Origin of the sequence: Bradyrhizobium australiense (assembly GCF_013114825.1) — a bacterium.
Classification (GTDB): Bacteria; Pseudomonadota; Alphaproteobacteria; order Rhizobiales; family Xanthobacteraceae; genus Bradyrhizobium; species Bradyrhizobium australiense.
In genome coordinates this window covers 1-14390 of the sequence record NZ_JAAVLX010000010.1, presented here as the reverse complement: position 1 = coordinate 14390, position 14390 = coordinate 1, and the positions used below count along the sequence as shown (strand labels likewise).

General features: G+C 63.0%; 10 protein-coding genes. 2 read left to right on the top strand and 8 right to left on the bottom strand.

Annotated features, from left to right (window positions below):
• The 3 genes from fdhF to HCN58_RS27535 are packed head-to-tail and all read right to left on the bottom strand — an operon-like array spanning position 1 to position 4915.
• Positions 1-2874, bottom strand: coding sequence for a formate dehydrogenase subunit alpha (gene fdhF, locus HCN58_RS27545; protein WP_171582514.1), 2874 nt, complete (start codon positions 2872-2874; stop codon positions 1-3).
• Between the two features lie 11 nt (positions 2875-2885).
• Positions 2886-4442 carry a formate dehydrogenase beta subunit gene (locus HCN58_RS27540; RefSeq protein ID WP_171582513.1) on the bottom strand — a complete coding sequence of 519 codons (1557 nt, stop codon included), beginning with the start codon at positions 4440-4442 and terminating at the stop codon, positions 2886-2888.
• Positions 4439-4915 carry a formate dehydrogenase subunit gamma gene (locus HCN58_RS27535; RefSeq protein WP_171582512.1) on the bottom strand — a complete coding sequence of 159 codons (477 nt, stop codon included), beginning with the start codon at positions 4913-4915 and terminating at the stop codon, positions 4439-4441. Before HCN58_RS27535 ends, HCN58_RS27540 begins: the two co-directional genes overlap by 4 nt.
• Positions 4916-5277: 362 nt before the next feature.
• On the opposite strand from HCN58_RS27535, the gene HCN58_RS27530 reads away from it, so the two are divergent.
• On the top strand, positions 5278-6168 hold the full coding sequence (locus HCN58_RS27530; RefSeq protein ID WP_057847652.1) for a LysR family transcriptional regulator: 891 nt from the start codon (positions 5278-5280) through the stop codon (positions 6166-6168).
• 2 nt (positions 6169-6170) lie between these two features.
• Here HCN58_RS27530 and HCN58_RS27525 read toward each other — a convergent pair whose 3' ends face one another.
• The 5 genes from HCN58_RS27525 to HCN58_RS27505 form a co-directional block, all read right to left on the bottom strand.
• Positions 6171-8483: a sensor histidine kinase gene (locus HCN58_RS27525; RefSeq protein ID WP_171582511.1), complete on the bottom strand. Its 2313-nt coding sequence runs from the start codon at positions 8481-8483 to the stop codon at positions 6171-6173.
• A 192-nt stretch (positions 8484-8675) separates the two neighbouring features.
• A complete protein-coding gene (locus tag HCN58_RS27520; RefSeq protein ID WP_171582510.1) occupies positions 8676-10055 on the bottom strand; it encodes a cation-efflux pump in 1380 nt (459 codons plus the stop codon).
• 1137 nt (positions 10056-11192) lie between these two features.
• The gene (locus HCN58_RS27515; protein ID WP_171582509.1) at positions 11193-11474 is read right to left on the bottom strand and encodes a hypothetical protein; all 282 of its coding nucleotides are present in this window, start codon (positions 11472-11474) and stop codon (positions 11193-11195) included.
• A gap of 14 nt (positions 11475-11488) precedes the next feature.
• Positions 11489-12085 carry an MBL fold metallo-hydrolase gene (locus tag HCN58_RS27510; RefSeq protein ID WP_171582508.1) on the bottom strand — a complete coding sequence of 199 codons (597 nt, stop codon included), beginning with the start codon at positions 12083-12085 and terminating at the stop codon, positions 11489-11491.
• The gene (locus tag HCN58_RS27505; protein ID WP_171582507.1) at positions 12085-13071 is read right to left on the bottom strand and encodes a Bug family tripartite tricarboxylate transporter substrate binding protein; all 987 of its coding nucleotides are present in this window, start codon (positions 13069-13071) and stop codon (positions 12085-12087) included. Before HCN58_RS27505 ends, HCN58_RS27510 begins: the two co-directional genes overlap by 1 nt.
• A 172-nt stretch (positions 13072-13243) precedes the next feature.
• Here HCN58_RS27505 and HCN58_RS27500 point away from each other — a divergent pair, with 172 nt between their 5' ends.
• A complete protein-coding gene (locus HCN58_RS27500) occupies positions 13244-14032 on the top strand; it encodes an IclR family transcriptional regulator domain-containing protein (protein ID WP_171582506.1) in 789 nt (262 codons plus the stop codon).
• Positions 14033-14390 lie beyond the last annotated feature (358 nt).

Genomic DNA, 14390 nt, shown 5'->3' with positions numbered 1-14390 from the left:
TTACTCCGCAGCTTCCGCCGATACGATGCGGCGGGAGTGGCGGGCCTGCTCGTCATAGGCCTTCTGCCAGTCGGACGGTCCGTTCGACGGTGAAATCTGCACCGCCGTGACCTTGTATTCCGGACAATTGGTGGCCCAGTCCGAAAAGTCCGTCGTGATGACGTTAGCCTGCGTGTCCGGATGGTGGAAGGTGGTGTAGACCACGCCCGGCGCCACGCGATCGGTGATCTCCGCGCGCAGCGTGGTTTCGCCGGCGCGGCTCGCCAGCCGCACCCAATCGCCATCGCGCACGCCGCGCTGCTCGGCGTCGTGCGGATGGATTTCCAGCCGGTCCTGCGCATGCCAGACCACGTTGTCGGTGCGGCGGGTCTGCGCGCCGACATTGTACTGGCTGAGGATGCGGCCCGTGGTCAGTAGCAGCGGATAGCGCGGCCCGGTGCGCTCATCAGTCGGGACATATTCGGTGACCACGAATTTGCCCTTGCCGCGAACGAAGCCGTCGATATGCATCACCGGCGTGCCTTCCGGCGCCTTCTGGTTGCAGGGCCACTGCACCGAGCCGAGCTCTTCGAGCTTTGCATAGGAGACGCCGGCAAAGGTCGGCGTCAGCGCCGCGATCTCGTCCATGATCTGCGACGGGTGATCGTAGTGCATGTCGTAGCCCATCGCTTTTGCAAGCCCGATGGTGACTTCCCAATCGGCGAGGCCGTTGCGCGGCGTCATCACCTTGCGGACGCGCTGGATACGCCGTTCGGCATTGGTGAAGGTGCCGTCCTTCTCGAGGAAGGTCGATCCCGGCAGAAACACGTGGGCGTAATTCGCGGTCTCGTTGAGGAAGAGGTCGTGCACGATGACGCATTCCATCGACGATAGCGCCGCCACCACATGCTTGGTGTTCGGGTCGGACTGCAGGATGTCCTCGCCCTGCACATAGAGGCCCATGAAGGTGCCTTCGATCGCGGCGTCGAACATGTTGGGAATGCGCAGGCCCGGCTCGGGATTGAGCTTGACGTTCCACATCGCCTCGAACTGGTCGCGCACGGCGTCACCCGAGATATGGCGGTAGCCGGGCAGCTCGTGCGGGAACGACCCCATGTCGCAGGAGCCCTGGACGTTGTTCTGGCCGCGCAGCGGGTTCACGCCGACGCCGGGACGGCCAATATTGCCGGTCGCCATCGCGAGGTTGGCGATCGAAATCACGGTGGTCGAGCCCTGGCTGTGCTCGGTAACCCCCAGGCCATAGTAGATCGCGCCATTGCCGCCGGTGGCGAACAGCCGCGCGGCTTCGCGCAACGCATTCGGATCGATGCCGGTCATGATGGCGGTTGATTCCGGGCTGTTCTTCGGCAGCGCGACGAATGCGGCCCATTCCTCGAACTCGCTCCAGTCGCAGCGCTCGCGCACGAAAGCTTCATCGACGAGGGCTTCAGTGACGATGACATGCGCCAGCGCCGTGAGCACGGCGACGTTGGTGCCGGGCATCAGCGGCAGATGCAGTGCCTTGAGATGAGGGGCCTCCACCATCTCGGTGCGCCGGGGGTCGAGCACGATCAGCTTGGCGCCCTGGCGCAGCCGCTTCTTCAGCCTCGAGGCGAACACGGGATGGGCGGACGCCGGATTGGCGCCGATCACCATCACGACATCGGTCTGTTCGACCGAGTCGAAATCCTGCGTGCCGGCCGAAGTGCCGAACGTCGTCGACAGGCCATAGCCGGTCGGCGAATGGCAGACGCGGGCACAGGTGTCGACGTTGTTGTTGCCTAAACCGCCGCGGATCAGCTTCTGCACCAGATAGGTTTCTTCATTGGTGCAGCGGGAGGAGGTGATACCGCCGACAGCGTCGCGGCCATATTTTTGCTGAATACTCTTGAACTTGGCGGCGGCAAATTTGAACGCTTCATCCCATGACACCTCGCGCCAGGGATCGGCGATGCCTTCGCGGATCATCGGCTTGAGAATGCGCTCCTTGTGGGTGGTGTAGCCCCAGGCAAAGCGCCCCTTGACGCAGGAATGGCCGCGATTGGCCTTGCCGTCCTTCCACGGCACCATGCGCACGACTTCCTCGCCGCGCATCTCCGCCTTGAATGCGCAGCCAACGCCGCAATAAGCGCACGTGGTCACCACGGAATGCTCGGGCTGGCCTATCTCGATTACCGACCTTTCGGTGAGCGTGGCGGTCGGGCAGGCCTGCACGCAGGCACCGCAGGACACGCATTCCGAGCCAAGAAAGCTTTCGCTCATGCCGGGCGACACGCGGCTATCAAATCCGCGGCCAGAAATCGTCAGCGCAAAGGTGCCTTGCACTTCCTCGCAGGCGCGAACGCAGCGCGAGCAGACGATGCATTTCGAAGGGTCGTATGTGAAGTAGGGGTTAGATTCGTCCTTCGGTATCCAGTTATCGTTCGGGCAGCCATCAGAGTTGGCGAACACGTGGTTTTCGCCCTCATAGCCGAAGCGCACGTCGCGCAGGCCGACCGCGCCGGCCATATCCTGCAATTCGCAATCGCTGTTAGCGGCGCAGGTCAGGCAGTCCAGCGGATGGTCGGAAATGTACAACTCCATCACGCCCTTGCGCAGCTTCTTCAGCCGCTCGGTTTGGGTGTGCACGACTAGGCCGTTCATCACCGGCGTGGTGCAGGACGCCGGCGTGCCCGCGCGACCCTCGATTTCGATCAGGCAGAGACGGCAGGAGCCGAAGGCGTCCACCATATCGGTCGCGCAGAGCTTTGGAATTTGCGTGCCGGCTTCCATTGCCGCGCGCATGATGGAGGTGTCCTCGGGCACCGTGACGCTTTGCCCGTCGATGGTGAGCGTCACCATCACCTCGGATTTCGAGCGCGGCGTTCCGAAATCGGTTTCGTGAATGAGCGACATGGCGTGGTCCTTTATTCCGCGGCCTGCAGGGTGACCGGTGCCGGGCCAAAATCTTCCCGGAAGTGTTTGAGCGCGCTCAGCACAGGGTAAGGCGTGAAGCCGCCGAGGGCGCAGAGCGAGCCGAATTTCATGGTGTTGCAGAGGTCTTCGACCACGGCGAGGTTTTCAGCGATGCGTTCGCCATTGATGATCTTGTCGATGGTCTCGACGCCGCGCGTCGAGCCGATCCGGCACGGCGTGCACTTGCCGCAGGATTCCACCGCACAGAATTCCATCGCAAAGCGCGCCTGCTTCGCCATGTCGACGCCGTCGTCGAACACCACGATGCCACCATGGCCGATCAGCCCGTCGCGCACCGCGAAGGCTTCGTAGTCAAACGGCGTATCGAACAGTGTGCGGGGGAAATAGGCCCCGAGCGGTCCGCCGACCTGGGCGGCCCGAACCGGTCGGCCCGTCAATGTGCCGCCGCCGATGTCATCGACCAGTTCGCCGAGCGTGACGCCGAAGGCGGTTTCGAACAGGCCGCCATATCTGATGTTGCCAGCGAGCTGGATCGGCATCGTACCGCGCGAGCGGCCCATGCCGAAATCGGCGTAGGCTTTTGCGCCGCCGGCCAGGATGAAGGGGATCGCCGCAAACGACAGCACGTTGTTAATGACGGTGGGACGGCCGAACAGGCCCTTATGCGCCGGCAGCGGCGGCTTGGCGCGAACGATGCCGCGGCGGCCCTCGAGGCTCTCCAGGAGCGAGGTCTCCTCGCCGCACACATAGGCGCCAGCACCGACCCGCACCTCCAGATCGAAATTGTGGCTGGAGCCGAGGATGCGCTCACCGAGATAGCCGGTGCGACGGGCGGCCGCTATCGCTGCGTTCATCGCCGCAACGGCATGCGGATATTCCGAGCGGATGTAGATGTAGCCCTTGGTCGCGCCGACGGCCACGCCTGCGATCGTCATCCCTTCGATCACCACAAGGGGGTCGCCTTCCATGATCATTCGGTCGGCAAACGTGCCGCTGTCGCCTTCGTCGGCATTGCAGACGATGTATTTGCGGTCGGCGCTGGCTTGCGCCACTGTCGTCCACTTGATGCCGGTCGGGAAGCCCGCGCCGCCACGCCCGCGCAATCCCGAAGTGGTCACCTCAGTAAGGATCTCGTCCGACGTCAGCGTCAGCGCGCGCTCCAGCCCCCTATAGCCGTCGTGGTCGCAATAATCCTTGGCCGAGCGCGGATCGATCACGCCGCAACGTGCGAACGTCAGGCGAGTCTGTCGCTTCAGCCACGGGATTTCGTCGGTGACGCCGAGCCGCAGCGGGTGAGGGGAGCCGGCGGTCATGGCCTCGAACACCGAGGGTGCATCCGCCGCAGCCACCGGGCCGAACGCGACACGGCCTTGCGATGTCGCGACCTCAACCATCGGTTCGAGCCAATAAAGCCCGCGCGATCCCGTTCTGATGACCTCGACGGCGACGCCAGATTTGATCGCGGCATGTTCCAGCGCAGTTGCCACCTCGTCGGCGCCGACAGCGACTGCGCCGGCATCGCGGGATACGAAAATTCGCATCGTCATCGCTGCGCCTCCGCGACCAGCGCGTCGAGACGCGATTCATCCAGCCGTCCGACGACGCGGCCATCCAGCATGGCCGATGGCGCGGTGGCGCAGAGGCCCAGGCAATAGATCGGCTCCAGCGTGACGCGCGCGTCGGCCGTGGTGTTTCCAAGCGAGACGCCGAGCTTGGCTTCCGCGCGCGCGGCGAGCGCATCGCCGCCGGCAGCCTGACACGCCTCGGCGCGGCACAATTTCAGCACATGGCGGCCCGCGGGTTCGCTGCGGAAATCATGATAGAACGTGAACACGCCATGCACTTCGGCGCGCGAAAGGCGAAGCGCGGATGCGATCATCGGAATAGCGGGCTCCGGCACGTAGCCGAACGCCTCCTGCATCGCGTGCAGGATCACCAGCGTGGCACCTTCGAGTTTGTCGTGTTCGGCGATGATCGCGGCGCCGCGCGCTTCATTCCATGGTTCGTATGCCGATGTCATTCGCGTTCTCATCAGAGGTTGTGCGCTCCGATCAGTAGGGCAATCACGTCGAATATCAATAAAGCTGTCCCATGTTGCGATTTCAAAACGCGATGAAGCAGCGCATAGGCAAAGCCTATGACCGATACGGCATGCGGATGGCGGTTGGTTAACAAGCGATGGATCGCTTCGTTGCGCACGCGGGATGAACACGTATGCAACGCTTACGATTCTGCCCGCTCGATAGGGTGGAAAAATTGGACGATATGAATATCGAATTATCCTCCACCGAACCCGTTTTTGAAGTATTGGCTGTCTGGCGGCCGTGCTAATTGTGGCAATCGGGCGACCGCCAATACGGCAAAATTTGTGGGATTTTCTCGGTGATCGACAAGCTTGAACTTCTGCTGGCGCTCGCAAAGGAGCGGCATTTTGGGCGGGCGGCGGAAGCCTGCGGCGTCACTCAGCCGACCATGTCGACCAGCCTCAAGCAGCTCGAGGAGATTCTCGGCGTCATGCTGGTGCAGCGCGGCTCCCGCTTCCAGGGCTTTACACCGGAGGGCGAGCGCACGCTCGATTGGGCGCGGCGCATCGTGGGCGATGCCCGCGCCATGCGGCAGGAGATCAACAGCCTCAAGGACAAGCTGTCCGGCGAGATCCGGATCGCCGCGATCCCGACCGTGCTCGGCATGGTGGCGCAGCTCACGACGCCTTACCGCGCGCGATACCCGGACGTGCGCTTTCGTATCCAGTCCTGCACCTCGGCCGACGTGCTGGGTCTTCTCGAAAATCTCGAGGTCGATGCCGGGCTGACCTATATCGAGAACGAGCCGATCGGCAAGGTTCGCACCATTCCGCTCTACAATGAGAGCTATCGCCTGCTGACGGCGCCGGACGCCATGTTCGGCGATCGCAAGCAGGTCACCTGGAAGGAGGTCGGGCAGGTGCCGTTGTGCCTGTTGACGCCGGACATGCAGAACCGCCGCATCATCGATCGCGCGCTGGCTTCCGTCGGGGCCGAGGCCACGCCGACGCTGACCTCGAATTCGCTGCTCGTGCTCTACACGCATGTGAAGACCGGGCGCTGGGCGAGCGTGATGCCGGCAAAGCTTGCGGAGACGCTGGGTTTGGCCGACTCCGTCCGCAGCATTCCGATCGTCGATCCCGTCGTCGACTACAGCATCGGCATGGTGATCCCGCAGCGCGATCCGATGACGCCGCTGATCGCGGCGCTGGTGCAGGTCGCCCGCGAAGTGGCGCCGACGCTGGCGTAAGATCAGGCCGCCTCGGCCTCAGTCCTTGTTTTCGGCTTCGGCTGCTGCGGTTCGCGCGGCAGCACGATGCGGACGACGGTGCCGGTGCCGAGCTTGGAGCGTAGCCGCATCGTGCCGCCATGCAGGCTGGTCAGCGACCGCGCGATGGCAAGCCCGAGGCCCGAGCCCTGGTAGGTCTTGGTGAGCTGGCTCTCGACCTGCTCGAACGGCTTGCCCAGCCGCCGCAGCGAAGCGGGCGCGATGCCGATGCCGGTATCGGCGATCACGAGCACGATCGAGTTCGGCAGCACGTGACTGCGCACGGTGACCTTGCCGTCGTCGGGGGTGAACTTCACTGCATTGGACAGCAGGTTGACGAAGACCTGCTTGACCGCGCGGCGGTCGGCCACGACGGAGATGGTGCTTTCGATGTCGGCGTCCAGCGTCAGGTTCTTGTCCTCGGCGCGCCCGGACACCACGCGCAGCGACTCCGCCAGTATCTTCGACAGGTCGAGCTGCTCCATGTCGAGCTTCATGCGCCCGGCCTCGATCTTCGACATGTCGAGGATGTCGTTGATGACTTCGAGCAGGTATTTGCCGCTGGTCAGGATGTCGTGGCAGTACTCCTGATATTTGTCGGAGCCGAGCACGCCGAACATGCCGCTGCCCATAATCTCGGAGAAGCCGATGATGGCGTTCAGCGGGGTGCGCAGTTCGTGGCTCATATTGGCGAGGAATTTCGATTTCGCCTGGTTGGCTTCCTCGGCGCGGTTCTTCTCCTGCGAATATTTTTCCGCGAGATCGGCGAGCTCCGCCTGCGAGCGCTTCAGGTCGAGCACGTTGGCGCGCAGGCGGGCGTCGTTTTCGATCAGCTTCTGCTCGTGCTCCTTGATGCGGGTGATGTCGGTGCCGACCGAGACGTAGCCGCCGTCCTTGGTGCGGCGCTCGCTGATATGCAGCCAGCTGCCGTCGTCGAGCTGCGCCTCGAAGGTGCGGGCTCCCGGCGCTTGCGCGCCGGTCTCCTGCAGGCGGGTGCGGACCTCCGGCATGCTGCCGACCTCGATCACGGTCTCGTACGACGTGCCGGGGGTCACCGCCGTATCGGGCAATTTGTGCAGGCGCTGGAAATGCGAGTTGCAGAGCACCAGGCGGTCTTCGGCGTCCCACAGCACGAAAGCTTCCGGAATGGTCTCGATCGCGTCGCGCAGCCGCAGGTCGGCTTCCACGGTCTTCTCGGCGAGGCTCTTCTGCTCGGTGATGTCGACCGCGATCCCGATCAGGTGCAGCCCGCCGTCCGCTGCGGCCTGGCTCAGCTCGCAGCGCACCCGCAGCCAGATCCAGTGGCCGCCGGTGTGCTGCATGCGGAAGCTCTGGTCGATGTGGGCGATCTTGCCGGCGATCATCTGGTCGGCGATCGCAAACAGGTCGATGTCGTCGGATTTCACCAGCGCGTTGACTTCGCCGAAGGTGAGGAGGTCGTTGCGGGAGTCGAGCCCGAGCATCGTGAACATCGATGCCGACCAGAAGATCCGGCCGCGTGAGAGGTCCCAGTCCCACAATCCGCAGCGGCCGCGGTTGAGCGCGGTGTCGATCCGGCCGCGCACCGCGTCGTTGATCAGGTCGCCCTCGCGAGCGCGGGTCGATTGCCAGTGGAAGGCGAAGCCGAGGATCAGCACGACGAAGCCCGTGGTGGCCGACAGCGTCACCGACAGAGCGGCATCCGAACCCCACAGCGGCTCGTTCTTTTCCTGGATGACGATGACCATGCCCGGCAGCGATTTGACCAGCCGCGAGATCGCCATGGCGCCGTTGCCGTTCGGCAGCGTCATATCGCTGACGGCGCCCTGCTGGCCGGGCGTGGCGAGCAGTTGCGCCGTGCTGATGACGTCGAGGATGCCGTCGCTGCCGCCAAGGCTGCCTTCGACGGGAACGCGGGCCAGAATCCGGTGATCGGCGCCGGTGATGATGACGTGGCGGCCGCTCGCAGCGCCCCAGGCCGGGATCAGATCGGGCAGCAGGCTCTGCAGCCGCTCCATGTTGGCGATGCGGTCCTGCCGCACCGATGCGATGCGGTCGAGGCGTTCGGCCAAGAGGTCGGTGAGCGCGGAGATATCGCGCTTCATGGCGGCGCGCTTCTGCCGGCTTTGATCGATCACCTGCACGAAGGCGCCGAGGCAGATGGTAATGAGGAAGGCAATTATGAGCGTCGGCACTGCGCGGCGAAGCGCCGGCTCCGCGGTGAGCAGCCGATGGTAAGCAGGTTTCGCGATCGACTGCGCCAATCCCTTGATCGAATCGGATTGGACACACGCGTTCGCCGCGTGGGCACGCACCATGCTCTAGACCCCCGCCGAAGGCTCTTTGCACATTTTCCGGAAGAACCCCACGTCGCTTCCGAATCACAGCGATTTGAATCCAGTTTTCCGGGGCTGTCGAGAGTCAACGATTCGTTAATTCGAAATAAATCTTGTCCAACGCGAAATAAGGCACGCTTGTTGCGAGTCCGAAACGGGAACGGGCCCGCAATACTACGCGCGCGGCGGTTCGGCATGGCTGATGACACGCTTGATCGAAGGGAACGCGCGGCGCAGCGCGCGCTCGATCTCGTCGACGTTCTCGTGCACCTTGAGGACGCTCATCGATGGCGCCGCGCGGCAATGGAAGTTGACGATTTCGCCCGCATCGGTGTCGCGGACCCGCACATTGTGAATGTCATGGATCGCGCCGTTGCCGCCGGCAAAGCGCGACAGCGCGGCCTTGACGGCTTCGACGCGCTCGGGCGCAGCGTCGATGCCGTGCGGCAGTTCCGGTTCGAGCGGTTCGATGTGGGTGTCGACCTCGACGTCCTCGCCAAATTCTTCGCGGATGCTGCGCTCCAGGTCGTGGGCGATGTCGTGCGCGGCCGCGAGTTCCATGTCGCCGTCGACTTCGAGGTCGATGCCGACAATCAGCCGATCGCCGAGATCGTGCACAGTGACGTGGTGGACCGCGAGGCCGGAATTGCGGGCGATCACCATGATGCGCTCGCGTACGCTCTCATTGTCGCGCGCGACCGGCACCGCCGTGAAGGTGAGGTCGGCGTCGCCGAGCGCTTGCGTGACCGCGACTTGTGCGGTCTTCTTGATCGCTTCGACCCGATCGATCGGGTAGGTGCGCGGCACTTTTGCGATGGCGTCGATGAAATGCGTCGGCCCGACCATGCGCACGCGCACGCGTTCGACGCCGACCACGCCGGGCACTGCACGGATGGCGGCGGTCGCCTTTTCGAAAGCGCCCTCCGGCGCGCGGTCGAGCAGGGTTTCGACGGTGGAGCGCCCGAGCCGCAGCCCGAGGATCGATATCATGACGGCAACGGCGATGGCGGCAACCGAGTCGCCCCACGCAAAGCCGAGCCCGGTCAGCACGAGGCCGCCGATGACGGCGAGGGAGCCCAGCACGTCGGAGGCGAAATGCAACGCGTCCGCCGCCAGCGCCTGGCTGCGCGTCTGCCGTGCCGTGCGATGCAGCGCCCGCGCGCGCCAGAAATTGACCGCGATATCGATCACCAGCACGACGAAGGGGACAGCCGATATCGTCGGCGGAGCGGTGCCCTCGCGCAGCCGGCTCCAGGACTCGACCAGGATGCCGCCGGCCAGCACGTAGAGCAGCGCGATGACGAACAGCGCCGAGAGGCTCTCGAACTTGCCGTGGCCGTAGTGATGTTCCTCGTCGGCGGGCTGGTCGGACACCCGTACCACCAGCCAGGTGATGACGGTCGCGATCACGTCGACGGAGGAGTGCAGCGCCTCCGAGATCAGCGCCAGAGAGCCGATCGCAATGCCGACCGCGAATTTCGCCGCAGCCATGCCGGCGCTGGCGAAGATCGAGATCGCGGCGACGTTGGTTTTGAGAGTAGGGATGCTGGTCATGGCCGGCGGTTTAGCAGGGCGTAAGTTAACAGGAAAGGTGAGCGTTGCTATCGCAACTTATTTGCAGGAGCGAATTGTTGTTCCGATCTGCGCTCGCAATGACGCGGAAATAGCGACGCAACCCGCGATGGTCGTCCCCCCGCGAAGTCGGGGGATCCAGTACGCCGCGGCTTATCGATTCGATCACTGCTGCCTCTGGGATACTGGGTCACCCGCCGGAGCCTGTCATCGGGCGCGCATTCGCGCGACCCGTTGGCGGGTGACGACAACCGAATGTGTGTCCGCGTTCTCGCGGCGCGATCCGCCCGAGCTTTGCAAATTCATCCGCCCGGAAGAAGAGGGCGCAGGGAATGCCGGGTGCTTGCTGCACCCGCGGTCTCGTGTGCAATAGTGCGCGAAAAAACGCACACGAGCATACAGGTACAGCCGAGGCACTCCGGCATTCCCTGCGCAGTGGTTTTACGGCTTATGCCGAGCTCTCCCCGGAGACGAATTCCTCTTGCCTCCGTCACTGCCGGCTTGATGGCCAATTCGATCCGGTTGGATCAAGTTCGCCACCGGCAGCTTGGCACCAGCCACGGGTGTCAGGATCATACGGTTTTGCCGTACGCTTCAGCGTCGTACGTCCTGCGCGCTATTGTTCGCTCACGGCGACACGCCGCCCTGCGAACAACCTCTCGCGCCTGACGCTGCCGCGTCCACCGCATCCCGCCCCACGTTCGTGACGATGGCCAACGCCCCTCTTCTCGGGACGGGACGGCGGAAGTTGTAGGGGTGATTTGGGTTGGCGGCGAAGAGGAATATTTTTGATGCGACGACTGGACGGGCAAATCACGTTGAAGTTGTTATGGAAAATTGATTTTTGAAAAAATCGATTTCGCGCACTGCCACGTCGCCAAAAGCCGATGGCGCGGCGACTTTGCCCTCGTTTGCTGCGGATTAAAGAGACCCCTAAGTGGGGATCTTGGCTGCATGCGTCGGTAATTGGCCCAACGCGAAGTCCAGCAGGATTCTGAAATTGTCTGCTTATCGGGGTAGACCGGAAGTGACTGGCCGCGCTTCTAAATGGGGCTTTTGACCCGAAGTGGACTCGGAATGGATGATTTAGCGCGCTTCGTTTGAGCGCGCATCGGCCTGCTAAGCTCCAAGCAACCGCTTCACAAATATTTCGTCGCCAATTTCGAGAGTCATCAGGTCTTCCCCAACCTCCAATGGCCCAGCATAGGTCTCTCTGGTCGCCGCGACCAATTCTTCGACGGATGGCGGGCTGACGGTCTCGCTCGCCAACATAACCAGGTGAGTGAATACGGCCAGCTTCGGTAGTGTGCGGGCGAATACCCGTCCGGCTTCTTGCGGCGACGTATGATGGTCCACGATGCGCCGGATGTGGGGCTCCTTGAGCAGTTCCAGTCGTGCCATCGCCACTTCATGAATCAGCAGATCGGCTCCCTCGCCGTAGCGAACCACGTTCTCGTTAATCGGGTGTCGCCGGACACGACCGCGAGGCGGTCTTGATATTCGATCCGGTAGCCGTAGGCGGGCTTGATAGCGTCGCCGTGATCTACCGTGAACGCAATGATGCGGAGGTCGCCGCTTTCATAAACGGGGCCATCAGCAGCGAATTCCTTGACGGTGATTGCGGCGTGTTCTCTGGCGAGCTTCTCATCCGCGATGCGAATTTCGATGTCACGCGCGTAAGCGGCTTCGAGATGCCGCATCAGGGTTTGGGCGCCAATCGGACCAATGACGTGGAAGGGCCGTTTGCGAGCTGCAAAATACGAGCTTAGCCAACCGGTCAACCAGAGGTCAGGAATTCCAACCGTATGGTCGGAATGGAAGTGGGTCAGCAGCAGGGCATCTATTCGACCCATGGGAACGCCGAGCTGGAATAATCGAATTGTCGCGCCACGGCCCGCATCGATGAGGACGGTTTGGTCGCCCGCTTCGATCAGCGTACTGGGCCCGAAGCGCTCGGGTCGGGGGATCGGAACCCCGGTCCCGAGCAATGTGACGCGGAAAAGCGAGGTCATCACTGCACTTTGATCCCGGCGTCGGCGACCACCTTCTTCCAATGCTGAACCTGTGATTTGACCAATTCGCCAAACGCCTCGGGCGGGCCGCCGACCGGCTCCGCACCAAGCTTGGCGAATGCCTCGCGCACGGACGGTTTTTGTAGCGCTCTGTTGATGGCCTCATTGAGTCGCGCGATGGTGTCCTTCGATACGCCGCGCCGGGCCTCGAATCCCACCCAGTCCTCCACCACAAGCGACGGGAAGCCGGCTTCGACGATCGTTGGAACATCTGGAAGCGCCGCCACACGCTTTGGACCTGTGACAGCAAGCGCACGCAGCTTGCCCGTCTTGATTAGATCGACGACCGGCAACATCGTCACAAACATGAATGCGTTCGTGCCATTGAGGAGGTCGCCGATGGCCTGCGGAAATTGCGCGTAAGGAACGTGTTGGGCCCGCGTGCCCGTCTGCAATTTGAATTGTTCACCAATCAGGTGGGCCGGCGTGCCAAATCCGCCGGATGAAAAGGTTAGTTTGTCCGGCTGGCTTTTGAGAAGCGCGACAAGTTCAGAAACCGAGGCGGCGGGCACCGATGGATTGACCACCAGCACATTATAAGAGACCGACGCCTTGATGACCGGTTCGAAATCGCTTTCGAAGCCGTAGGAAATACCTGGCACCAGTGCGGGCGCGGCAACGGACGGGACCGACATGCTGAACAAGCTGTGCCCGTCGGCTGGATGCGTGAGCACGTCGTTGGCGGCAATCGTGGTGATTCCGCCGGGCCGGTTCTCCACGATCACGCGCCATTGCTCGCTTTCGGATAGCTCCTTCGCAATGATCCGGCTGATGATGTCGGGTGGCGTACCGCCGGTGTTGGGGGCTACGAAGCGGATGGTACTCGTCGGGAAGATGGCCTGGGCGTGGGCAGACAATCCAGGGGTCGTTATCGCGATCATCAAGCCAACGTGGCGGCTTATCTGGCCAATATTCTGCCTATACATGAAAGCTCTCCATGAAATCTGAAATCCCTCAGCTTCAAAAGCGCGGCTGATGTGTCGCCATCTTCTGAGAAGATCGTTGTAACGGCCAGAATAATCGACGTGCATTCCGCATTGGGGAATGCTACGTTCCGGAGTGCGGAAGGCTGGAGCGGACCAATTGCCGCGTGCGCAGGTGATCAAGGGGCTGGAGCGAGGGCTGAGGGTGCTTCAAGCCCTGCAGATGCAGCCGGACTCTTCGCTGCACGAACTGCATATGCTGACGGCTATTTCGAAGCCTAGCTTGCTGCGAATTCTTCATACGCTTGCGCGCGCGGGGCTCGTGACAAGGCGGCTTGGGGATGGATGCTACAGGATCGGTGCTACACTTTCGCACGCGCCTTCCCGCCGGGAGCACGGTGATCGCATCGCCGAGGCCGCCGCGCCGGTCCTGGAGCGGCTATGTGCGCGGGTATCCTGGCCATCCGATCTGATGGTACCGGCTGGCGATCACATGGAAATCAGGGAAACCAACCGGACACGGAGTCCGATTCTCCTGCAGCAGGAACGGATAGGTTTGCCGATCAATTGGCTGCGGTCCGCGGTGGGAAGAGCTTATCTGGCTTACTGTCCCGCCAGCGAGCGTCAGCGCATCATTGGGCTGTTGGTTCATTCGACCAAGCCGGAGGATAGACTGGCACGCGAACCAGAGCGTCTGAACGCGATCCTGGCCGAGGTGCGAGCACTGGGCTATGCGACGCGAGACGCCGCGCATGTGGGCGGTTATTATGGTGGCCCTCCGCATGCGGATGGCCTGCTCTCAATTGCGGTTCCGCTGCGCGATGGCCGGCGGGTGATCGGGGCCATCAACATGCTCTGGCTTCGCACGGCGTCTACGGTTGAGGCATTCGCCGCGCGCTACTTGTCGGAGCTTCAAGCCGCAGCCGCGGAAATCGTCACTGCTTTGCGCAAAAGGCGACATTGACCGAGGGATACTCTTGTTTGCACAAGTTCCTGAGGCGCAGACCCTCGGCTGTTCCGGTCATGTGAAGGGTTTGGGATGCCGGCCGCTTGAGGGAGCGCGCCGCGTGTTCGGCGGCCGGCGTCCGAAAGCCTCCAAGGGAGGAAACCGCGCTTAAGGAACGTAGAGCGGTGCCGCAGGCGCTATGGGGATTTGAGCGCCGGGGGTGATCTCGTGATTGGGATCGAGCCGGTCCAACGAGTTGCGGGACGGTGAAGCCGCTGACGAATGCGCGGCGGGCGGCGTCGAGCTCGGTAAATTGTCGAGCGATTTGCGGCGACAGGCGGCTATCTGGCCGCGCTGTACCGTGGCCGGTCGAGAG

Bases quoted from the DNA above. Each gene is read 5' to 3' on its own strand.
- fdhF (WP_171582514.1), bottom strand. From the start codon at position 2,874: ATGTCGCTCATTCACGAAACCGATTTCGGAACGCCGCGCTCGAAATCC.
- HCN58_RS27540 (WP_171582513.1), bottom strand. From the start codon at position 4,442: ATGACGATGCGAATTTTCGTATCCCGCGATGCCGGCGCAGTCGCTGTC.
- HCN58_RS27535 (WP_171582512.1), bottom strand. From the start codon at position 4,915: ATGACATCGGCATACGAACCATGGAATGAAGCGCGCGGCGCCGCGATC.
- HCN58_RS27525 (WP_171582511.1), bottom strand. From the start codon at position 8,483: ATGGTGCGTGCCCACGCGGCGAACGCGTGTGTCCAATCCGATTCGATC.
- HCN58_RS27520 (WP_171582510.1), bottom strand. From the start codon at position 10,055: ATGACCAGCATCCCTACTCTCAAAACCAACGTCGCCGCGATCTCGATC.
- HCN58_RS27515 (WP_171582509.1), bottom strand. From the start codon at position 11,474: ATGGCACGACTGGAACTGCTCAAGGAGCCCCACATCCGGCGCATCGTG.
- HCN58_RS27510 (WP_171582508.1), bottom strand. From the start codon at position 12,085: ATGACCTCGCTTTTCCGCGTCACATTGCTCGGGACCGGGGTTCCGATC.
- HCN58_RS27505 (WP_171582507.1), bottom strand. From the start codon at position 13,071: ATGTATAGGCAGAATATTGGCCAGATAAGCCGCCACGTTGGCTTGATG.